Source organism: Geodermatophilus nigrescens, from assembly GCF_900129495.1.
Lineage (GTDB): Bacteria > Actinomycetota > Actinomycetes > Mycobacteriales > Geodermatophilaceae > Geodermatophilus > Geodermatophilus nigrescens.
On the sequence record NZ_FQVX01000004.1, the window covers coordinates 133,751 to 153,936 of the forward strand.

General features: G+C 77.2%; 24 protein-coding genes and 2 riboswitches. Of the genes, 14 read left to right on the plus strand and 10 right to left on the minus strand.

Features of this window, described 5'->3' with window-relative positions; genetic code table 11:
- Positions 1-112 precede the first annotated feature (112 nt).
- Entirely contained in the window at positions 113-1,492 is a 1,380-nt protein-coding gene (locus tag BUE37_RS19700; protein WP_073422138.1) for a uracil-xanthine permease family protein, read from the plus strand.
- On the opposite strand, the gene BUE37_RS19705 is transcribed toward BUE37_RS19700, so the two are convergent.
- The 5 genes from BUE37_RS19705 to BUE37_RS19725 all read right to left on the minus strand — a co-directional run bounded on the left by BUE37_RS19705 (position 1,465) and on the right by BUE37_RS19725 (position 5,541).
- Entirely contained in the window at positions 1,465-2,055 is a 591-nt protein-coding gene (locus tag BUE37_RS19705; protein WP_073422139.1) for a thiamine phosphate synthase, read from the minus strand. The two genes, BUE37_RS19700 and BUE37_RS19705, sit on opposite strands and share 28 nt — an antisense overlap.
- The gene (locus BUE37_RS19710; RefSeq protein ID WP_083628941.1) at positions 2,052-2,876 is read right to left on the minus strand and encodes a thiazole synthase; all 825 of its coding nucleotides are present in this window, start codon (positions 2,874-2,876) and stop codon (positions 2,052-2,054) included. Before BUE37_RS19710 ends, BUE37_RS19705 begins: the two co-directional genes overlap by 4 nt.
- Before the next feature lie 2 nt (positions 2,877-2,878).
- Positions 2,879-3,091: a sulfur carrier protein ThiS gene (gene thiS / locus BUE37_RS19715; protein WP_073422140.1), complete on the minus strand. Its 213-nt coding sequence runs from the start codon at positions 3,089-3,091 to the stop codon at positions 2,879-2,881.
- Positions 3,092-4,204 (minus strand): glycine oxidase ThiO, encoded by a 1,113-nt coding sequence (thiO, locus tag BUE37_RS19720; RefSeq protein ID WP_073422141.1) that lies wholly within the window; start codon positions 4,202-4,204, stop codon positions 3,092-3,094.
- Positions 4,201-5,541: a purine-cytosine permease family protein gene (locus BUE37_RS19725; protein ID WP_073422142.1), complete on the minus strand. Its 1,341-nt coding sequence runs from the start codon at positions 5,539-5,541 to the stop codon at positions 4,201-4,203. The genes thiO and BUE37_RS19725 overlap by 4 nt, the downstream gene beginning before the upstream one ends.
- Positions 5,531-5,643, minus strand: a riboswitch (TPP riboswitch). (Overlaps the previous gene by 11 nt.)
- A gap of 32 nt (positions 5,644-5,675) precedes the next feature.
- Between BUE37_RS19725 and BUE37_RS19730 the strand changes: the two genes are divergently transcribed.
- The 7 genes from BUE37_RS19730 to BUE37_RS19760 all read left to right on the plus strand — a co-directional run bounded on the left by BUE37_RS19730 (position 5,676) and on the right by BUE37_RS19760 (position 11,006).
- Complete coding sequence (locus BUE37_RS19730) at positions 5,676-6,260, plus strand: TenA family protein (protein WP_073422143.1); 585 nt, start codon at positions 5,676-5,678, stop codon at positions 6,258-6,260.
- Positions 6,261-6,267: 7 nt separating this feature from the next.
- Positions 6,268-6,918, plus strand: a complete 651-nt coding sequence (locus BUE37_RS19735) for a TenA family protein (protein ID WP_073422144.1) — start codon at positions 6,268-6,270, stop codon at positions 6,916-6,918.
- Positions 6,911-7,007: riboswitch (TPP riboswitch) on the plus strand. It overlaps the preceding gene by 8 nt.
- Complete coding sequence (gene thiM / locus BUE37_RS19740) at positions 6,998-7,783, plus strand: hydroxyethylthiazole kinase (protein WP_073422145.1); 786 nt, start codon at positions 6,998-7,000, stop codon at positions 7,781-7,783. Its footprint overlaps the riboswitch before it by 10 nt.
- Entirely contained in the window at positions 7,780-8,415 is a 636-nt protein-coding gene (gene thiE, locus BUE37_RS19745; RefSeq protein ID WP_073422146.1) for a thiamine phosphate synthase, read from the plus strand. The genes thiM and thiE overlap by 4 nt, the downstream gene beginning before the upstream one ends.
- Entirely contained in the window at positions 8,412-9,257 is an 846-nt protein-coding gene (gene thiD / locus BUE37_RS19750; RefSeq protein ID WP_245794783.1) for a bifunctional hydroxymethylpyrimidine kinase/phosphomethylpyrimidine kinase, read from the plus strand. Before thiE ends, thiD begins: the two co-directional genes overlap by 4 nt.
- 34 nt (positions 9,258-9,291) lie before the next feature.
- Positions 9,292-10,293, plus strand: a complete 1,002-nt coding sequence (locus BUE37_RS19755; protein WP_073422148.1) for a GNAT family N-acetyltransferase — start codon at positions 9,292-9,294, stop codon at positions 10,291-10,293.
- Between the two features lie 77 nt (positions 10,294-10,370).
- Complete coding sequence (locus BUE37_RS19760) at positions 10,371-11,006, plus strand: class I SAM-dependent methyltransferase (protein ID WP_073422149.1); 636 nt, start codon at positions 10,371-10,373, stop codon at positions 11,004-11,006.
- A 1-nt stretch (position 11,007) separates the two neighbouring features.
- On the opposite strand, the gene BUE37_RS19765 is transcribed toward BUE37_RS19760, so the two are convergent.
- Positions 11,008-11,622: a TetR/AcrR family transcriptional regulator gene (locus BUE37_RS19765; protein ID WP_217651332.1), complete on the minus strand. Its 615-nt coding sequence runs from the start codon at positions 11,620-11,622 to the stop codon at positions 11,008-11,010.
- A gap of 48 nt (positions 11,623-11,670) precedes the next feature.
- Between BUE37_RS19765 and BUE37_RS19770 the strand changes: the two genes are divergently transcribed.
- Together BUE37_RS19770 and BUE37_RS24030 are read left to right on the plus strand one after the other, a co-directional pair.
- Complete coding sequence (locus BUE37_RS19770; RefSeq protein WP_217651333.1) at positions 11,671-12,591, plus strand: alpha/beta fold hydrolase; 921 nt, start codon at positions 11,671-11,673, stop codon at positions 12,589-12,591.
- 110 nt (positions 12,592-12,701) lie between these two features.
- Positions 12,702-12,872, plus strand: coding sequence for a hypothetical protein (locus tag BUE37_RS24030; RefSeq protein WP_175562940.1), 171 nt, complete (start codon positions 12,702-12,704; stop codon positions 12,870-12,872).
- Between the two features lie 84 nt (positions 12,873-12,956).
- Here BUE37_RS24030 and BUE37_RS19775 read toward each other — a convergent pair whose 3' ends face one another.
- Both BUE37_RS19775 and BUE37_RS24615 read right to left on the minus strand, forming a co-directional pair.
- Positions 12,957-14,249: an Nramp family divalent metal transporter gene (locus tag BUE37_RS19775; protein ID WP_073422150.1), complete on the minus strand. Its 1,293-nt coding sequence runs from the start codon at positions 14,247-14,249 to the stop codon at positions 12,957-12,959.
- Positions 14,250-14,406: 157 nt separating this feature from the next.
- Positions 14,407-15,873: a Fe-Mn family superoxide dismutase gene (locus BUE37_RS24615; RefSeq protein WP_083628942.1), complete on the minus strand. Its 1,467-nt coding sequence runs from the start codon at positions 15,871-15,873 to the stop codon at positions 14,407-14,409.
- 89 nt (positions 15,874-15,962) lie between these two features.
- On the opposite strand from BUE37_RS24615, the gene BUE37_RS19795 reads away from it, so the two are divergent.
- Positions 15,963-16,766, plus strand: a complete 804-nt coding sequence (locus tag BUE37_RS19795) for an SDR family NAD(P)-dependent oxidoreductase (RefSeq protein WP_083628943.1) — start codon at positions 15,963-15,965, stop codon at positions 16,764-16,766.
- Positions 16,767-16,788: 22 nt separating this feature from the next.
- On the plus strand, positions 16,789-17,352 hold the full coding sequence (locus BUE37_RS19800; RefSeq protein WP_217651334.1) for a GNAT family N-acetyltransferase: 564 nt from the start codon (positions 16,789-16,791) through the stop codon (positions 17,350-17,352).
- On the opposite strand, the gene BUE37_RS19805 is transcribed toward BUE37_RS19800, so the two are convergent.
- A complete protein-coding gene (locus BUE37_RS19805) occupies positions 17,336-17,776 on the minus strand; it encodes a rhodanese-like domain-containing protein (RefSeq protein WP_073422152.1) in 441 nt (146 codons plus the stop codon). The two genes, BUE37_RS19800 and BUE37_RS19805, sit on opposite strands and share 17 nt — an antisense overlap.
- Positions 17,777-17,901: 125 nt before the next feature.
- Between BUE37_RS19805 and BUE37_RS19810 the strand changes: the two genes are divergently transcribed.
- Positions 17,902-18,561 (plus strand): GntR family transcriptional regulator, encoded by a 660-nt coding sequence (locus tag BUE37_RS19810; protein WP_425432427.1) that lies wholly within the window; start codon positions 17,902-17,904, stop codon positions 18,559-18,561.
- A complete protein-coding gene (locus tag BUE37_RS19815) occupies positions 18,551-19,609 on the plus strand; it encodes a 1-aminocyclopropane-1-carboxylate deaminase (protein WP_073422154.1) in 1,059 nt (352 codons plus the stop codon). The genes BUE37_RS19810 and BUE37_RS19815 overlap by 11 nt, the downstream gene beginning before the upstream one ends.
- Here BUE37_RS19815 and BUE37_RS19820 read toward each other — a convergent pair.
- Positions 19,588-20,088, minus strand: coding sequence for a hemerythrin domain-containing protein (locus tag BUE37_RS19820; RefSeq protein ID WP_073422155.1), 501 nt, complete (start codon positions 20,086-20,088; stop codon positions 19,588-19,590). The genes BUE37_RS19815 and BUE37_RS19820 overlap by 22 nt on opposite strands.
- Between the last annotated feature and the right edge of the window lie 98 nt (positions 20,089-20,186).

Below are 20,186 nucleotides of genomic sequence, written 5' to 3' on the forward strand. Positions count from 1 at the left end.
GTCACACCGGCGGGACCGGAACGGACCCGCCACGCGCCCGGAACGTGCCCGGAACACCGCGCCGGGACGCTGCTGCGGGTACCCGCCCCCCTGCGGCCGAGGAGTCCCCCCGATGGTCCTGTCCTCCGTGCGGTCGCGCGCCGCCGGCACCGCGCCCCGCGGCACCGCACCCCGCAGCACCGACCCGGCTGACCCCGACAGCCGCCCGCCGTGGCGGGTCGCGGTGCCGCTCGGGCTGCAGCACGTGCTCGCGATGTTCACCTCGAACCTGACTCCGGCGATCCTGCTGGCCGGCGTCATCGGTGCCACGACCGGTGAGGCCACCCTGCTGGTGCAGGCCGCGCTGCTGTGCGCCGGCCTGGCCACCCTGCTGCAGACCGTCGGCATCGGCCCGGTGGGCAGCCGGCTGCCGCTGATGATGGGGTCCGGCTTCGCGTTCATCGCCGTCGCGGTGCCGCTGGCCGAGGACCACGGGCTGTCGGCGGTGCTCGGCGGCGTGCTGGTCACCGCCGCCGTCCAGGTGGCCATCGCGCTCGGCATCCACCGGGTCGCCGCGCTGTTCCCGCCGGTGGTGACCGGCACGATCATCCTGGTCATCGGCCTGGGCCTGCTGCCCAGCGGGATCACCCTCGCCGCGGGCGGCGCCAACTCACCGGACTTCGGCTCGCCGGTGAACCTCGGCATCGCCGCGCTGGTCTGCCTGCTCGCCGTCGCGCTCAACCAGTTCTGCCGCGGCCTGCTGTGCAGCGCGTCGGTGCTGGTGGCCGTCGTCGTCGGCTACCTGGTGTCCATCCCGTTCGGCCTGCTCGACCTCTCCGGCGTCGGCGACCGGCCGCTGGTCGCCGTGCCGCTGCCCTTCGAGTTCGGCCTGTCGTTCCCGCTGGTGGCGGTGCTGTCGATGGCCGTGGTCGGTGTGGTCAACATGGTCGACTCCGTGGGCACCGTGCACGCGGTCACCGAGGGTGGCGCCGGGCGGCCGGCCACGCGTCGGGAGCTGCGCGGCGGCATCCTCGCCGAGGGCGGCAGCGCGGTGCTCGGCGGCGTCTTCGGCGCCCTGCCGACGACGATGTTCAGCCAGAACATCGGCCTGGTGGCGCTGACGAAGCTGATGAGCCGGCACGTGGTGACCATCGGCGCGCTGGTGCTGGTCGGCCTCTCGCTGCTGCCGCAGGTCGCCGCGGTGCTCGCCGCCATCCCGCCCGCGGTGCTCGGCGGCGGCGTGCTGGTCCTGTTCGGCATGGTGTGCGCGATCGGCGTGCAGATGCTCGCCAAGGACGGCCTGGACACGCGCTCGCTGCTGATCGTGGCGCTGTCGCTGGCCCTCGGCCGGGGCATCGCGTCGGTGCCCGGGGCGCTGGACCGGGTCACCGGCGAGTGGGGCGCGCTGTTCGACTCGGGGATCGTCGTCGCGGCCGTCGTCGCCGTCGTGCTCAACCTGGTGCTCCCGGGCCGCCCGGGGGCACGTCAGGCGGCGGCGAGCGCCGCGCAGTAGTCGGCGACGACGGCGGGGTCGCGCATCGCCGGCCCCATCACCGCCACGCCGGACGCCCCGGCGGCGAGGCAGCCCGCCACGTCGCCGGGGCGCACGCCGCCCAGCGCCAGCACCGGCGGGGCGCCGGGGCCCCGCGCGGCGACGTGGGCCGCCAGGCCCGCCGGGCCCAGCGCGGGCCCGTACCCCGGCTTGGAGTCGGTGGCCGCGAACGGCGACAGCGTCACCCAGTCGCAGCCCTCGGCCGCCGCCCGCGCCAGCTCGGCCGCCGAGTGGCAGGAGCGGCCGACCAGCGGCGGGCGGGCGTCCGGGAACGGGTCGGCGGCCGACAGGTGCACCGGCAGTCCGGCGGGCGCGCCGGCCGCCCCGCCCCACACCAGCAGCCCGCCGACCGGGTCGAGCAGGTCGCGCAGGTCGGCGGCCAGCGCGGCCCGCTCGGCGGCGGGCAGGTCCTTGTCGCGCAGCAGCACCGCCCGCGCCCCGACGGCCACCGCCGCGGCCACCGTCTCGAACAGCGGGCGGGCCGCCTGCGTGCGGTCGGTGACGACGAGCAGCCGGGGGGTCACAGGGCGGGCAGGCCCTCGAAGGAGGTGGAGGCCTCGGCGTGCCAGCGGCGCGGGATCCGCCCGGCGAGCCGCGCCAGCCGCCCGCCCTCGACCGCCTGCCGCATGGCCAGCGCCATCCGCTCGGGGTCGCGGGCGCGGGTGACCGCGGAGGCCAGCAGCACCGCGTCGCAGCCGAGCTCCATGGCCAGCGCGGCGTCCGACGCGGTGCCGATGCCGGCGTCGAGGACCACGGGCACGTCGACGGCGTCGCGGAGCAGCGCGATCGAGTGCGGGTTGCGGATGCCCAGGCCGCTGCCGATCGGCGAGCCCAGCGGCATCACCGCGGCGCAGCCGGCGTCGGCCAGCCGGCGGCCGAGCACCGGGTCGTCGGTGGTGTAGGCGAGCACGGTGAACCCCTCGGCGACCAGCTGCTCGGCGGCGTCGAGCAGCTCGACGGCGTCGGGGAGCAGCGTGACGTCGTCGCCGATGACCTCGAGCTTGACCCAGTCGGTGCCGAACGCCTCGCGGGCCAGGCGGGCGGTGCGCACCGCCTCCCGCGCGGTGCGGCAGCCGGCGGTGTTGGGCAGCAGCCGGACGCCGGCGCGGTCGAGCACCTGCATCATCGAGCCGGCCGCCGACGCCTCGACGCGGCGCAGCGCGACGGTGACCAGCTGGGTGCCCGAGGCGCGGACGGCGGCCTCCAGCGCCTCCAGGCTCGGCACGCCGCCGGTGCCCAGCAGCAGCCGCGAGGTGAGGGTCTGCCCGCCGAGGACGAACGGGTCGCCGGCCTCCTCGGCGGCGAGGGCGGGCGCCAGCCGCCCGGTGAGGTCCTCGGTGGTCATCGTCAGCCTCCTGCGGTCGGGGCGAGCACCTCGACGGCGTCGCCGGGGGCCAGCGGGGTCTGCGCCCAGCTGCTGCGCGGGACGACGTCGCCGTTGCGGGCGACGGCGACGCGGTCGTGGCCGGACGCGCGCTCGGCCAGCAGATCGGCCACGAGGTCGGCCACGGTGGCGCCGTCGGCCAGCTCGGCCGCGTCGCCGTTGACGGTCACCTGCACTCAGGTCCTCCCGAAACGGTCGGTCGTGAACGGCGCCGCCACCCCGGGCAGGGCGCCGGTGGCGAGCAGCTCCGCGGTGGCCTCGGCGGTCACCGGGGTGAGCAGCACGCCGTTGCGGTGGTGGCCGGTGGCCAGCACCAGGCCGGGCAGCGGGCCGGGGCCCAGCAGCGGCGCGTTGTCGGGGGTGCCGGGGCGCCAGCGGGCGAGGGTCTCGACCAGCTCGAGCTCCTCCACCTCGGGCACCACCTCGACGGCGTCGTGCAGCAGGTCGTGCACGCCGCCCGCGGTCACCCGGGCGTCGAAGCCGCGGTCCTCCACGGTGGCGCCGACCACGAGCCGGTCGCCCCCGTACGGGACGAGGTAGACGTGCCGGCCGCGGACCAGCGCCCGCACGGTGCCCCCGAGCAGCCCGTCGGCGCCGGCCAGGCGCAGCACCTGCCCCTTCACCGGGCGCACCGGCAGCGCCGGGACGCCGGGGAGCGCGCCGCTGTGCGCGCCGAGGGCCAGCACGGTGGCGCCGGCGGCGACCGGCTCCCCGGACGCGAGCACCAGCCCCGCGGCCCGCCCGCCGTCGACGGCGACGTCGGCCACGCGCTCCCGCCGCAGCTCCACCCCGGCTGCCTCCGCGGCGGCGAGCAGCGCGGCGTGCACCGCCCGGCCGTCGACGGAGTGGTCGCCCTCGACCAGCAGCCCGCCGCGCACCCGGGTGGCCAGCGCGGGCTCCCGGCGGCGGGTCTCGCGCGGGGTCAGCCGCTGCGCGACCAGGCCGAGCTCGCGCTGGAAGGCGTGCAGCGCGTCGAGCTCGCGGACGTCGTCCTCGTCGAAGCCGACCACCAGCGTGCCCGCGGTGCGCAGGCCCACCTGCAGGCCCGAGTCCGCCTCCAGCTCGGCGGCGAAGGCGGGCCACCGCTCGAGCGAGGCCGCGCCGAGCCGCAGCAGCGCCTCCTCGCGGTACCCGGCCTCGGTGACCGGCGCGAGCATCCCGGCCGCGGCGAGCGAGGCGCCGGTGCCGGGGGCGTCGTCGACCACGGTCACCGACAGCCCGCGCCGCGCCGCCCGCCAGGCCACCGCGAGGCCGACCAGGCCGCCGCCGGCGACGGCGACGTCGGTCACGCGGCGGCGCGCTGCCGGCGGCCGCGCAGCACCAGCGGCAGGGCGAGGGCGACGGCGACGGCGAGACCCACCAGCGAGGCCGACCAGCCGTTGCCCGGGTCGATGCCGAGGTCGGCCTGGCGGGCGCTCCACCACGCCGTCCAGCCGGCGCCCGGGCCGGGGAAGTAGGTGGGCAGGGTGAGCTGGTAGGCGACGAACCCGGCGGCCCACGGCAGCAGGTACAGCGGCCGGGCGGGCGCGGTGTCGGAGGTGTCCCAGGCCCCGCGCGGGGTGAGCCAGTAGGCCACGATCAGCACGCCGGCCAGCGGCACGAACACCGCGCCGATGAGGAAGAGGAACGGCTCGTAGGCGACGACGTCGAGGGTGAGCGCGAGCAGCGTGGCCGCGGCGCCCACGCCCACCACGAGCACCCGCCGGTCGAGCCGGCCGACGACGTTCTGCGCCGACACCGCCGTCGAGTACAGGTTGGCGAAGGCCTCGTCGAGCTCGACCGAGACCAGCACGAGCACCGCCACGGCGCCCAGCGGCACCGCCAGCAGCGCGCCGATGACGTCGAGGCCGGAGCTGCCGTAGGCGGCCAGCGCGAGGACGCCGAGGGCGAACATCACCACGGTGGCCAGGCCGTAGCCGACCGCGGAGCCGACGCCGGCGGCGCGGGCGCTGCGGGCGTGGCGGGTGTAGTCGGCGGCCAGCGGCAGCCAGGACACCGGCAGCGCGATGACGATGTCGGCGGCGGTCCAGAACGACGTCGCCCCGCCGTCCTCCAGCGGCGGCAGCGGCTCGGCCAGGACCTGCACGAACAGGTAGGCGACGGCGGCCAGCGCAGCCCAGACGGCGTAGCGGGCCAGCAGCCGGACGACGCCGAGCGGGCGCAGCGCCATCGCGGTGGCCAGCACGCCCGCGGCGAGGACGAACGGCCAGCGGGGCGCGTCGAGCACCCGGGCGGCGGCCTCGGCGATCACGACGATCTCGAAGGTCGCCCAGCCGATGCACTGCACGAGGTTGAACGCCGTGGGCAGCCAGGACGTGCGCCGGCCGAGCAGCCCGCGCAGCAGCACCATGCCGGGCACGCTCTCCCGGGCGCCGGCGGCGGCGACCGCGCCGAGCAGCAGCGAGCCGACGACCGCCCCGACGACGACGGCGGCGAGGGTCACCCACAGCGGCCGGCCGGGCAGGACGACGAACACCGCCGCGACCGGCAGCAGGAGGCTCACGCCGAGGTTGGCCCACAGGCCGAGGGACTCGCCGAGGCCGAGGGTGCGTGGCGGCGCCTCGTCGAGGGTGAGGGGCGCGTCGGAGGTGCGGGCGCCGGTACGGACACGGTCGGACGTGCTCATGGCTGCTCCCTACGCCGGCATTACCCGGTCAGGTTCCAGCGGTCGGCGGCGCGCTCAGCCGCCCTCTCAGCCCGGTTGCCCCGAGCTCCCGCACATGGCGCCGCCACGATAACCACCCCGTAGGGTCGGCCGCCGTGCCGGTCGCCGACCTGCTCGCCCGCCACGCCGACGCGTGGGGCCGAGCCACCCGCTCCCCGTTCCTCGACGCCGTCCGCGACGGCACGCTGCCCGACGCCTCCTTCGACACCTGGCTCGTGCAGGACGCCCACTTCCTCGGTGACCTGCTGCGCTTCCAGGCGCGGCTGCTCGCCCGCGCGCCGCGCTCCGCGCAGGCCGTCCTCGCCGACGGCTGCGTCGCGCTGGTGCAGGAGCTCGACTGGTTCGGCCGGGTCGCCGCCGAGCGCGACCTCGACCTCGCCGCGCCGCAGCTGCCGGCCACCATCGCCTACGGCGACCTGCTGTACCGGCTCGACGTCGCCGACGTCGGCACCGCCCTGACCGCGCTGTGGGCCGTGGAGCGCGCCTACCTCGACGCCTGGTCCGGCGCCCGCCCCGGCGCCGGGCAGTACGGGCCGTTCGTGGAGCACTGGACGACGCCGGGCTTCGCCGGGTACGTCGCGGCACTGGAGACGGCGGCCGACGCGGCGGGCCCGGGCGACGAGCCCGCCTTCCTGGAGGTCGCCGCCGCGGAGGCGGACTTCTGGGCGATGACCGCATGAGGACCGCGTGAGCCTCTCGGCCGACCTGTGGCGGGGCAGTGCCGCCCTCGCCGCGGCGTCGCTGGACTCGCCGTTCGTCCGCGGGGTCGCCGACGGCACCCTGCCGCGGGAGCGGTTCGCCGGGTACGTCGCCCAGGACGCGTTCTTCCTCGAGGCGTTCGCCCGCGCCTACGCGCTCGGGGTGGCGCACAGCCGCGACCGGGCGACGCTCGACGCCTTCGCCGGCCTGCTGGCCGGGGTCCGCGACGAGCTGCGGCTGCACGACGGGTACGCCGCGCGCTGGGGCATCGACCTGGCCGCCGTCGAGCCCGCCCCCGCGACGACGGCCTACACCGACTTCCTGCTGGCCACGGCCGCGCTCGGCGAGCTCGGTGAGGTCTGCGCGGCCATGACGCCGTGCATGCGGCTGTACGCCCATCTCGGCCAGGCACTGGTCCCCGTGGCGGTGGGTGCGTACCGGGAGTGGGTCGACACCTACGCCGACCCGGGCTTCGAGGAGCTGGCGCGCACCCTCGAGGCGCTGCTCGACCGGCTGGCCGCCGACACGCCGGCCGTGCGCCGGGCCTACCGGCGGGCGATGGAGCTGGAGCTGGCGTTCTTCGACTCGGCCTCCTCCGGCGGGCCCGCACCGGCCGGGGGTACCGTCGCCGGTCAGTGACCCGGGGTGTCCGCCGTCCGGCGGGCTGAGAACACACCCGTCGAACCTGTCCAGGTCATGCTGGCGAAGGGACGTCACGGTGGATGCCGCCGCTCTGACCGCTGCCCGGTCCGCCCTCGCGGGCCGCGCGCCGCTGGTGCACTGCCTCACCAACACCGTCGTGCAGACGCTGACGGCCAACGCGCTGCTGGCCGTCGGCGCGGCGCCGGCGATGGTCGACGAGCCCGCCGAGGCCGAGGGCTTCGCTGCCGTCGCCTCGGCGGTGCTGGTCAACGTGGGCACCGTCAACCGGGCCACCGCGGAGGCGATGCGGCTGGCCGCCCGCTCGGCCGCGGCCGCCGGGACGCCGTGGGTGCTCGACCCGGTCGCCGTCGGGGCGCTGCCGTTCCGCACGGAGCTCGCCGCCGAGCTGCTGGGGTCGCGGCCCGCCGTCGTCCGCGGGAACGCCTCCGAGGTGCTGGCGCTGGCCGGCGCGGGCTCCGGCGGGCGCGGCGTCGACTCCACGGACAAGACCGACGACGCGCTCGACGCGGCTGTCGCGCTGGCCGGGCGCACCGGCGGCGTGGTGGCCGTCAGCGGCGAGGTCGACGTCGTCACCGACGGCACCCGCACGGTCCGGGTGGGCGGCGGATCGGTGCTGCTCACCCGCACCACCGGTGCCGGGTGCGCCCTCGGCGCGCTGGTCGCGGCCTACCTGGGCGCGGGCGCCGACCCGCTCGCCGGCGCCGTCGCCGCCCACGCGCACGTGGCGCTGGCCGCCGAGGCCGCGGCCGCCGTCGCCGCCGGGCCGGGAACCTTCGCGCCGCTGTGGCTCGACGCGCTCGACGCGGTGACCGACCTGTCCGCCGCCCGGGTCGACGCGTGAGGCCCGCCTTCGACCCCACGCTCTACCTCGTCACCGACACGGCGCTGTCCGGTGAGCGCGGCGTGGCCGAGGTGGTGCGGGCCGCGGTCGCCGGCGGGGTGACCGCGGTGCAGGTGCGCGACAAGACGGCGTCGTGCCGGCAGCTGTACGCGCTCGCGCTGACGGTGCGGGAGGTCCTCGCCGGCACGGGCGTGGCGCTGTTCGTCAACGACGACGTCGAGGTCGCGCTGATGGCCGGCGCCGACGGCGTGCACGTCGGGCAGGACGACACCCCGGCCGCCGAGGTCCGCGAGCGGATCGGCCCCGACCGGCTGCTCGGGCTCTCGACCGGGTCGCCCGACGAGCTCGCCGTCGCGCTGGCGCTGCCGCCGGGCACGGTCGACGTCGTGGGCATCGGGCCGGTGTGGACCACGCCCACCAAGCCCGACGCCGGCAGCGGCCTCGGGCCCGAGGGGGTCGCGGTCCTGGCGGCGGAGGCCGCGGCGGGCGGGCTGCGGTCGGTCGCCATCGGCGGCATCGACGTCGAGCGGGCGCCGCTGGTGACCGGGGTGGACGGCATCTGCGTCGTCTCGGCGATCTGCGCCGCCCCGGACCCGGCGGCCGCCGCGCGCGCCCTGCGGGCTGCCCGGTGACCGGGCGGTCGGGGGTGCCGGTCGCGCTCACCGTCGCGGGCAGCGACCCCAGCGGCGGCGCCGGCGTCCAGGCCGACCTCAAGACCTTCAGCGCGCTCGGCGCCTACGGCACCGCGGTGCTCACCGCGCTGACCGCGCAGAACACCCGCGGCGTCACCGGCGTGCACCCGGTGCCCGCGGAGTTCGTGGGCGAGCAGATCGCCACCCTGCTCGACGACGTCACGGTGCACGCGGCCAAGACCGGCATGCTCGGCACCGCCGCGGTGGTGCGCGAGGTCGCCGCCCGGCTGGCCGGCCGCGCCGCCGGGCCGGTCGTCGTCGACCCGGTCATGGTGGCCACCAGCGGCGACCGGCTCGTCGACGACGACGCGGTCGCCGCCGTCCGCGACGTGCTGCTGCCGGTGGCCGACCTGGTGACGCCGAACGTGCCGGAGGCGGCCGCGCTGCTCGGCACGGCGCCGGCCACCACGGTGGACGAGCTGCCCGGCCAGGCGCGGGCGCTGCTGGAGCTGGGCCCGCGCGCGGTGCTGCTCAAGGGCGGCCACCTCGGCGGCGACGTGTCGGTCGACGTGCTCGCCACCGCCACCAGCGTGGTCGAGACCGTGCGCCCGCGGATCGACACCCGGGCCACGCACGGCACCGGCTGCACGCTGTCGTCGGCGATCGCGGCGCTGCTGGCCCGCCGGCGCGCGGCCGCCACCGAGGACGCGGAGCCGGACTGGGCGCCGGTGGTCGAGGGCGCCCGCGACTACCTGCAGGCCGCGCTCGCCGGCGGGGCGGCGCTGGGGATCGGCTCCGGGCACGGCCCGGTGCACCACTTCGCGGGCATCTGGGCGGTCTGAGGAACCGCGTTGCGCCCCGGGCTACAACGGACGGGTGCGCATCGTCGAGACCGGCCCGGACGGCGCGCTGTTCGCCGCCTGGTGCGAGGTGTGGGCCGCCGCGCAGCGCGCCGACCGCCCCGGCGAGCGGCCGCGGCCGGCGCGGGAGCACGTCGCCCTGGGGCGGCGGCTGACCACCCCCGGCGGCGCGCAGCGGGGCACGCACCGGGCCGCGGTCGACGGCGGCCGCGTCGTCGGCGCCCTGCGCGTGCTGCTGCCGGTCCGGGACAACACGTCCGTGGCGTACCTCGACGTCGCCGTGCACCCGGGGGCCCGCCGCCGCGGGACCGGCACCGCTCTGCTGACCGAGGGCCTGCGGCTGGCCGCGGCGGCGGGGCGCACGACGGCGGTCGCCGAGGTCGACGAGCCCGGGCCGGGCACGGCCGGCCGCGCCTTCGCCCGGACCGCCGGGTGGACGTGCGACCTGCAGGAGACCCGCCGCGACCTGCTGCTGCCCGCCGACGAGGAGCGGCTCGCCGCGCTGGAGGCCGCGGCGGCCGCCGCGAGCGCGGGGTACGAGGTGGTCACCTGGCGGGACCGGACGCCGGACGCGCTGCTGGAGGACCGCGCCCTGCTCAGCCGGCGGATGTCCACCGACGCCCCGACCGGGGACGTGCCGGTGGACGAGGAGGTCTGGGACGGCGCGCGGGTGCGGGAGATGGAGGCCCTGGTCCTCGACCGCGGGCGCACCGTGCTGTCGGCCGGCGCGCTGCACCAGGGGCGGCTCGTCGCGTTCACCGACCTGCACGTCCCGCTGGAGCAGCCGGAACGGGCGAACCAGAGCGGGACGCTGGTGCTGCGCGAGCACCGCGGGCACCGCCTCGGCGCGCGGATCAAGGCCGCCGTCGTCCGCGAGTTGGCCGCCACGATGCCGCAGGTGCGGCGGATCAGCACCTACAACGCCGACAGCAACCGGCCGATGGTCGTGGTCAACGAGGCCCTCGGCTTCCGGCCCGCGGGCGGGCTGTCGACCTGGTCGACCCGGATCTCCCCGTGAGGGGTTCTCCCCGGCTGATCGCCGGCCGCTGGTCGGGTCGGCTTGACGGGGTCGTCCCGCGGCCGGGACCGTGACCCATGGCGACTGACCGCCCGCGCCCCGTCTTCAGCCGCTGCTACGACCGGGTCAGCCGGCGCCTGGAGGACGCCGGCATGGCCGACCTCCGCCGGGAGCTGCTGGGCGGGCTGGCCGGCGTCGTGGCCGAGGTCGGCTGCGGGAACGGGCTCAACTTCCGGCACTACCCGCCGGCGGTCACCCGCGTGGTCGCCGTCGAGCCCGAGCCGCGGCTGCGGGCCGCCGCCGAGCGGGAGGCGGGCGCCGCCGGGGTCGCCGTCGAGGTGCACGCCGGCACGGCCGAGGAACTGCCGCTGCCCGACGGCGCGGCCGACGCCGCCGTGCTGTGCCTGGTCCTGTGCAGCATCCGGGAGCGCGCGCGGGCGCTCGCCGAGGTGCGCCGGGTGGTCGGGACCGGCGGGGAGCTGCGCTTCCTCGAGCACACGGTGGCCGAGGACCGGCGGCTGCGGCGGGTGCAGCGGTTCGTCGACGTCGCCGGCTGGCCGCTGCTCGCCGGGGGCTGCCACACCGCCACCGACCAGGTCGCCGACATCGAGCGGGCCGGCTTCACGGTGCGCCGGGCGCGGCGGTTCGACTTCCCGCCCGCGCGGGTCCGCGTGCCGGCCAGCCCGCACGTGCTGGGCGTCGCGGTCGCCTGAGTCAGTCCCCGGCCGCGCCGAAGAGCCGGTCCAGGCGGTAGGCCACCACGCGCTGCGCGTCGGCGACGTCGCGCTGCTGCCCCAGCACGCTGCTGACCAGGCCGTTGGTCAGCGCCAGCAGGCCCACCACCTCGATCCGCGGGTCGACGCCGGCCGGCACCTCACCGGCGTCGACGGCGCGCTGCAGCACCCCGGTGAGCCACCGCTCGAGCGCGTCGGGGGCGTAGCGGCCGTCGACGGCCTCGGCCGGGTCGGTGAGCCCGGCGGCGTAGTAGGCGGTCCAGGCCAGCTGGTCGGCGCGGCTGGCCTCGTCGGTGGGCAGGATCGCGCCGAGGACCACCTCGAACACGGTCCGCGGCGGGAGCCCGGTGCCGATCGCCGCCGCCCGCTCGCGCACCCGCCGGTCCAGCCGGGCGGCGAGCTCGGCGATGCCCGAGAGCATCAGCGTGCGCTTGTCGGTGAAGTAGTACTGCACGACCCGCAGCGAGACGCCGGCCTCGGCGGCGACCTCGCGCATCGACACCGCCTGCAGGCCGCGGGTGCTGGCGATGCGCAGCAGCGCGGCGGTCAGGTGCCGGCGCCGCTCGTCGTGGTCGACGCGTCTCGGCACGGGCACCCCTTTCGTGGTACGACTGTATCCCCATAGACCGCCCGGGAGGCAGCCGTGCCCATCCTGACCGCGCGTTCCGGTGATCCGGACACCCCCGTCGAGATCGCGTACGAGGTCCTCGGCCCCGCGGACGGCGACCCGCTGCTGCTGGTCATGGGCCTGGGCGCCCAGATGGTCGGCTGGCCCGACGGGTTCTGCGCCGAGCTGACCGCCCGCGGCTTCCGCGTCGTCCGCTTCGACAACCGCGACGTCGGCCTGTCCACCCACCTGGACACCCCGGTCCCGGCGCAGCCGTGGCGGCGGGTGGCCCCGGCCTACTCGCTGTCGGACATGGCCGGCGACGCGCTCGCGGTGATGGACGCCGTCGGGTGGCCCGCCGCGCACGTGGTCGGGGCGTCGATGGGCGGGACGATCGCCCAGGTGCTCGCCGTCGAGCACCCCGCCCGGGTGCTGTCGCTGACCTCGGTCATGTCCACGCCGTCGCCGCGGATCGGCCGGATGCGGCCGCGCACGACGCTGGCCCTGGTCCGCCGGGCGCGGCGGCTCGCGAGGGAGCGGGGCCCGGCGACGACGCCGGAGGCGATGGCGGACGTCATGGTCGCGATGCAGGAGGTGACCGGGTCGCCCGGCTACCCGGCCGACCGCGAGGACCACCTGGCGGTGCTGCGGGTGGCCATGGCCCGCGACGCGTCCGGGCTCACCGGCCCCGGTGCCCGCCGGCAGCAGGCCGCGCACCGGGCCTCCCGCGACCTGCGCGCGGAGCTCGCCGCCGTCCGGGTGCCGACGCTGGTCGTGCACGGCGACGCCGACGTGATGATCCGGCCCGAGGGCGGGGAGGCGACGGCGGCCGCGGTGCCGGGCGCCCGGCTCGTCGTCCACCCGGGGATGGGGCACGAGCTGCCGCGGGCGCTGTGGCCGCGGCTGGCCGAGGACGTCCGCGCCACCGCCGACCTCGCCGCAGCCCACCGGACCTGACGCGACGGCCCGACGCGACGGCCCGACGCGAAGGGACCCGACGCGAAGGGGCCCGACGCGGAGGGGCCCGACGCGGTGCGCGCGGCCGGGCGCGCTGGTTGACTCGGCGGATGGTCTCGCCGATCCCAGAACCGGAACCGGTCATCGACCCGACGGAGCCGGTGCCCGACGACCCGGGTGAGCTCCTGCCCGACGCGCCGGAGCCGCTGCCGCCCCCGCCCGTGGAGCCCACCCCGGGCGACCCGGGCGGCGACCCGGGCGGGGTACCCGAGCCGGCCTAGACACGGAGCCGCGACACCGTGCGCGGAGGTGCAGTCCGACCGGCGCGGACTGCACCTCGGCGCACACCGTCGAGCCCGCGCGGCCTAGGAGACGAAGCCGATCAGCAGGTGGGCGTTGAGGCCGATGATCAGCGCGGCCACCACCGAGCCCACCACCGTCGTGGTGCGGCGGTTCACCCAGCCGCCCATGAGGTCGCGGCGGCTGGTCAGCCACAGCAGCGGCACCAGCGCGAACGGGATGCCGAAGCTCAGCACCACCTGCGACCAGACCAGCGCGGTGGTGGGGTCGCCGCCGAGCACGAGCACCGCGAGGGCCGGGGCGAGGGTGATCAGCCGCCGGGCCAGCACCGGGATGTGCCGCTTGAGGAAGCCGGCCATCACGACCTGGCCGGCGTGCGTGCCCACCGACGACGACGCGAAGCCGCTGGCCAGCAGCGCGATCGCGAAGGCGAGGGCGGCGCCGGTGCCGAGCTGGTCGCCGAGGCCGGCGTGCACGCTCTCCAGCGACGCGATCCCGTCGTCGGCGGTGAACAGCTGCGCGGCGATGATCAGCATGGCCGCGTTGACCAGCCCGGCGACGCCCATGGCGACCAGCACGTCGAGGCGCTGCGCCCGCAGCAGCCGGCGCCGTCCCTGCTCGGTCTTCCCGGCGGTGACGACGTCGCCGTAGCGGCCGGGCGTGAGCGCCGAGTGCACGTAGATGACGTGCGGCATGACCGTCGCGCCGAGGATGCCGGCGGCCAGCACCAGGCTGTCGGGCCCCTCGAAGGTCGGCACCATCCCGCCGGCCACCCCGCCGAGGTCGACGCCGGAGCCGACCAGCGTGTAGCCGAAGCCCAGGCCGATGACCAGCAGCAGCCCGGCGATGACCCGCTCGAAGGGCCGGTGCCCGCGCGACTGGGCGCCGAGCAGGACGAAGGCGACGACGGCGGTGATGATCCCGCCGACCGGCAGCGGCACCCCGAACAGCAGGTTCAGCGCGACGGCGCCGCCGACGATCTCGGCGAGGTCGGTGGCGATGGCGACGGCCTCGGCCTGCAGCCACAGCCCGCGGGTGACCGGCTTCGGCAGGCGCTCGCGGCAGTTGGTGGCCAGGTCGCGGCCGGTGGCGAGGCCCAGCTTGGCGGTGAGGCTCTGGATGAGCATCGCCATGAGGTTGGCCGCGACGATCACCCACAGCAGCGTGTAGCCGAACGAGGCGCCGCCGGAGAAGTTGGTGGCGAAGTTGCCCGGGTCGACGTAGGCGACCGCGGCGACGAACGCGGGGCCGAGCAGCGGCCAGATGCGGCGGCGGCCGGTCGCGGGGGGCGGCGGGGTCCTCGGGGTGCCGACCAGCGTCGTCGGCAGGACGGCGGCCTCGGTCTTGGACAGGTACACGGCGGCCTCACAGGGGCGGGGGCTGGTCGGGCGGGCTCTGTGCCGGTTCTGCCCGCCGGGGGTGTCACGGTCGGGCCAGGAGGTGGCCCGCGCGGGCCGAGGTGAGCCTTGCCTGCGTCCCGGGGCCGCGGACCGCGTCCGCGGCCCCGGGAGGCGCTCAGGCCGCCGGGACGATGAGCCCGGCGGTGGCGGTGCGTGCCCGGGTGAAGCGGTCGGTGACGTCGGCCCAGTTGACGACGTTCCACCAGGCCTTCACGTAGTCGGCCTTCACGTTCTGGTACTGCAGGTAGAAGGCGTGCTCCCACATGTCGAGCAGCAGCAGCGGCACCAGGCCGACGGCGAGGTTGCCCTGGTGGTCGTAGAGCTGGCAGATGACCAGCTTCTGGCCCACCGAGTCCCACGCGAGGATCGACCAGCCCGAGCCCTGCACGCCGTTGGCGACGGCGGTGAAGTGCGCCTGGAAGCCGTCGAAGGAGCCGAAGTGCTCGTCGATCGCGGCGGCCAGCTCGCCGTCGGGGCGGTCGCCGCCGTCGGGGCTCATGTTCGGCCAGAACACCGAGTGGTTGACGTGCCCGGCGAGGTTGAACGCCAGGTTCTTCTCGTGCAGGTTCGCCGTGCCCAGCCCGTCGTTCTCCCGCGCCTCGGCGAGCTTCTCCAGCGCGGTGTTCGCGCCGGTCACGTAGGTCTGGTGGTGCTTGTCGTGGTGCAGCTCCATGATCCGGCCGGAGATGTGCGGCTCGAGGGCGGCGTAGTCGTAGGGCAGGTCGGGGAGCGAGTACTCGGGCACGGGGTTCCCTCCGTCGGGCTGGGCGGACGCCCGTGCTCCTGCCCGGCGGGGCTGACACGCGCGGGCCGACTCGTGGCCCCCGCGGGCCAGGAAGCGGCGGTCGTAGCGCTGATGGCCCGTGACGCTCCGGGCGCGGGCGACCAGGGCGTCGATGCGGCGGGCGTGCGCGCCGCGCCAGTAGACGCGCCCGCAGCCCGGGCAGCGGGTGAAGTCGGTGGCGGTGCGCCGGGTCCCGGGCTCGAGCTCGCCGGCCACCTCCGCCGCGGCCACCGGCACCGGGACGCCGTTGCAGGCCGGGCAGCGGGTGAGCGGCGCCAGCGGCGGGCGGAACCGGTCGAGGACGTCGTCGAGCTGCGCGTCCGGGCCGCCGCCGCGCACCCACGCCCCGGCGGGCAGCGCGCGGCGCATGAGCAGGCCGCGGTCCTGGGTGAGCAGCACCCGGTCCTCGGCGACGGCGGCCGCCACCAGCTCGGCGTCGTCAGCGTCCGGGGCGCGGGCCTCCGGCGACCAGGCGGTGTCGAGGCCCAGCAGCCGCATCCGGCGGGCCAGCGCGCCCAGGCCGACGTCGCACAGGAAGCCGCCGGCGGGGACCGGCTGCGGCCGGGGACGGGCCCGGACGACGACGACCGCGCCCGGCCGGGCGCCCGGCCCGACCGGGACGCCGTCGGCGAGCAGCTCGCCCACCTCCGTCAGCGGCACCCCGGCGGCCTGGACCAGGTGGCCGACGGTCGCGTCGGGGCCGGCGGCGAGCACCCGCCGGCCGGCCGCGCGGTCCCGGGCCGGCAGCAGCGGGCGCAGGGCGTCGTCGACGACGACGGCGACGGGGACCGGATCCACGGGCGCCTCCTACCCGCCGATGCGGGTCGCGGCCGTCCCGGATGGGCATGACCGGGGCGACCGCACCACCTCGATCCCCGGGAGTCCTCGTGACCGTCCCCACCGACCGCCCCCTCGCCCTCGTCACCGGGGCCTCCAGCGGCATCGGCCTGGAGCTGGCCAAGCAGTTCGCCGAGCACGGCTTCGACCTGGTGGTGGCCGCCGAGGACGACGAGCTCGACGCCGCGGCCGAGACGCTGCGCGGGATGGGCGCGCACGTCTCCCCGGTGCGCGGCGACCTGACCAGCTACGACGACCGGGAGCTGCTCGTGGCCGCCGTCCGCGGCTCCGGCCGCCCGCTGGCCGCCGCGGCGCTGAACGCCGGCGTCGGGGTGGGCGGCGCCTTCGCCGAGACCGACCTCGACGCGGAGCTCGGCATGGTGGCGCTCAACTGCGGCTCGACGGTGCACCTGGCCAAGCGCGTCGTCGAGGACATGAGGGCGCGCGACGAGGGCCGGATCCTGTTCACCTCGTCGGTGGCCTCCCAGGCGCCGCAGCCGTTCCAGGCCGTCTACGGGGCGACCAAGGCGTTCGTGCAGTCCCTGGCCCTGGCGCTGCGCGAGGAGCTGTCCGGCACCGGGGTCAGCGTCACCGCGCTGCTGCCCGGCCCCACCGACACCGAGTTCTTCGACCGCGGCGACCTCACCGACACCAAGCTCGGCGCCAGCGACGCCAAGGACGACCCGGCGCTGGTGGCCCGCCAGGGCTACGAGGGCCTGATGGAGGGCGAGGCGTCGGTGTTCGCCGGCTCCCTCACCAGCAAGGCGATGGGCCGCGTGTCGGCGATGACCCCGGACACGGTGGCCGCCAAGACCATGAAGCCGATGTCGGCCCCGGGGTCCGCCGAGAGCTGAGCACCCCGGCACGATCGGAGGCGTGCGCGCCCCCGACGAGCTGCCCGCCGGCCCGCTGCTGCTGCGCCCGTGGCGGGCCGGCGACCTCGACGCCGTCTGGTCGGCGATGCAGGACCCGGCGCTGCGGGCGTGGAGCGCCACGCCGCTCGACGGCAGCCGGGAGACGGCGGAGGAGTGGCTCGCCCGCCGCCTCGACGTCGACGACCGCCCGTTCGTCCCCTGGGCGGTCGCCGACGCGGCGGACGGCGGCCTGCTCGGCTCGGTCGCGCTGCACTCGGTCGACCTCGAGCAGGGCGACGCCGAGGTCGGCTACTGGACGGTGCCCGCCGCGCGGGGCCGCGGGCTGGCGGCCCGCGCCGTCGACGCCGCCGTCCGGTGGGGCTTTGCGGCGCTGCCGGTCGACCGGGTCGAGCTGGTGCACGCCGTGGACAACCCGGCGTCGGGCCGGGTGGCGGCGAAGGCCGGCTTCACGCTGGAGGGCCGGCTGCGCCGCTCGTTCCGCTACGCCGACGGCGTCAAGCACGACGAGCTGCTGTGGGCCCGCCTCGCCGACGACGACGCGCCCGACCTCAGCACCCGCAGCTGACCGCCCGCGGTGCGGTGAGCGGGTCGACGTCGGGCCGGGTGAGGCCGTCCGCCGTCGCCACCGGCAGCCCCTCGCGGGCCCAGTACTCGAACCCGCCGATCATCTCCCGCACCCGGTAGCCGAGTCCCGCCAGCACGAGCGCGGCGCGGGTGGCGCCGTTGCAGCCCGGGCCCCAGCAGTAGGTGACGACCGGGACGGACCGGTCCAGCTCGGCCTCCGCGCGGTCGGCGAGCTCCCGGCCGGGCAGGTGCACCGCGCCGGGCACGCGGCCCTGGTCCCACGACTCCCGGCTGCGGCTGTCCAGCAGCACGAACCCGGGGTCGCCGGTCTCGAGGGCGGCGTGCACGTCGGAGACGTCGGTCTCCACGGCCAGCCGGCGGGCGAAGTGGGCGGCGGTCTCGGCGGGGTCGGTGCTCCAGTCCATGCGGCGATCCTGCGGGCGGGCGCCCGGCCCGACGAGGCCCCGGACGGCCAGCAACCGCAAGAGAAGGGCCGTTGTCGCGCTTCTCGCCCTTGACGGGCGGACATCTGACATCTGAGATGTCAGTTGTGACCGCTCCGCTCGCCCCCGTCGGCCGGGTGCTGCTGCGCGACCAGGCGCTGACCCGCATCCGCGCCGCGATCGTCACCGGCGAGCTCGCGCCCGGCGCGGTCGTCAAGGACGCCGAGCTGGCCGGCCGCCTCGGCCTCTCGGTGGCGCCGGTGCGCGCCGCGCTGGCCAAGCTGGTCGACGAGGGGCTGGTCGAGGCCAAGCCGCAGAGCCACACCCGGGTCACCCCGCTGCGCCCGCGGCAGGTGCGCGACGCCGCCGCCGTCGTCCGGGTGATGCACGAGCTCGCCGCCCGGGAGGCGGCCGGCCGGGTGACCGGGGACGACGTCGCCGCGATGCGCGCGGCCAACGCGCGGTTCGCCGCGGCCGTGGACGCCGGCGACCTCGACGCGGCGCTCGCCGCCGACGACGAGCTGCACGGCGTGCTGCTCGCGCGGGCGGGCAACGGCGCGCTGACCGCGACCGTCGAGCGGCTCACCCCCGCGATCCGCCGGCTGGAGCGGGCCCGGTTCGCCGCGGCGCACGGGCGGGGGTCCGTCGGGCTGCACGAGCGCCTGATCGCCGCCTGCGCGGCCGGGGACGTCGACGCCGCCGTCGCCACGACCACCGAGATCTGGACGGCGCTGCTGTCCGAACTGGAGGAGACCCATGACCACTGACCACGCCCCTCCCGCCGCCCCGAGGGCGACGACCCTCGCCGACTTCCCGCGGCACCCGCTGCTCTTCGGCCCCTCGCCGGTGCACCGCCTCGACCGGCTCACCGCCTCCCTCGGCGGCGCCGCCGTCTGGGCCAAGCGCGAGGACTGCAACTCCGGCATCGCCTACGGCGGCAACAAGACCCGCAAGCTCGAGTACCTCGTCGCCGACGCCCTCGCGCAGGGCTGCGACACGCTCGTCTCCATCGGCGGCGTGCAGAGCAACCACACCCGCCAGGTGGCCGCCGTCGCCGCGCACGTCGGGCTGTCGTGCGTGCTGGTGCAGGAGAGCTGGGTCGACTGGCCCGACGCCGTCTACGACAAGGTGGGCAACATCCTCGTCAGCCGGCTCGCCGGCGCCGACGTGCGGCTGGTGAAGGCCGGATTCGGCATCGGGTTCAAGGAGAGCTGGGAGTCCGCGCTCGCCGAGATCGAGGCCCGCGGCGGCACGCCCTACGCCATCCCGGCCGGCGCCAGCGACCACCCGCTCGGCGGGCACGGGTTCGCCAACTGGGCGCTGGAGGTGGCGGAGCAGGAGGCCCAGCTCGGCGTCTTCTTCGACACCGTCGTCGTCTGCTCGGTCACCGGGTCCACCCAGGCCGGGATGGTCGCCGGGTTCGCGCTGCTGGAGGAGCAGGGCGGCCGGCCGCGGCGGGTGCTCGGGATCGACGCCTCCGCCAAGCCCACCGAGACCCGCGACCAGGTGCTGCGCATCGCCCAGCGGACCGCGCGCGCGATCGGCGTGCAGCGCGAGCTGACCCTGGACGACGTCGAGCTCGACGAGCGCTACCACGGCGGCGTCTACGGCATCCCCGACGAGGCGACGATCCGCGCCATGGAGACCGCCGCCCGCACCGAGGGCATGGTCACCGACCCGGTCTACGAGGGGAAGTCGATGGCCGCGACGATCGACCTCGTGCAGCGGCGCGAGATCGACCCGTCGTCGACCGTGCTCTACGCCCACCTCGGCGGCCAGCCCGCGCTGAACGGCTACAGCGCGCTGTTCTCCTGAGCCGGCGGTCCGCCTCCCGCGCGCGGGAGGCGGACCGGGCCGTCGAGCGCGGGGGCCGCGTCCGGGAGCCGGTCGAGCGCGGCGGTGATCCGCCGCTCCTCGAAGGAGAAGTGCGACTCGGCGATCGCGGCCAGGCCGTCGAGCTCGCCGGCCAGCCGCGGGGAGCTGCCCGAGGCGGCGAGCTCGCCGGCCAGCTGCTCCACGCGGGCGAGGATGCCGGAGATCATCTCGTGGTCCTCGGCCATCTTCGCCAGCACCGGCGCGAGCTCCGGGAAGCGCTCGGCGAGCAGCGGGAAGACGGCGGCGTCCTCGCCGGTGTGGTGGGCGGCGAGCGCGGCGCAGAACGCCAGGCAGTGGGCGGGCAGCGTGCGGCGCGCGTCGGCGGGCGCGCCGCCGGCCGCGGCCGCCTGCAGGGCGCGGAGGTCGGCGCGGAGGGTGTCGTGCACACGGCGCAGCTGGGCGCCGAGGGGATGGGTCATGCGGGGTCCTGTCCAGGAGGGCGAGCGGGGAGGGGAGGACAGGACGACGGGGCGGGCCGCGGGCCCGCCGCGGGCTCACCCGGCGGCCGGGGACCCGT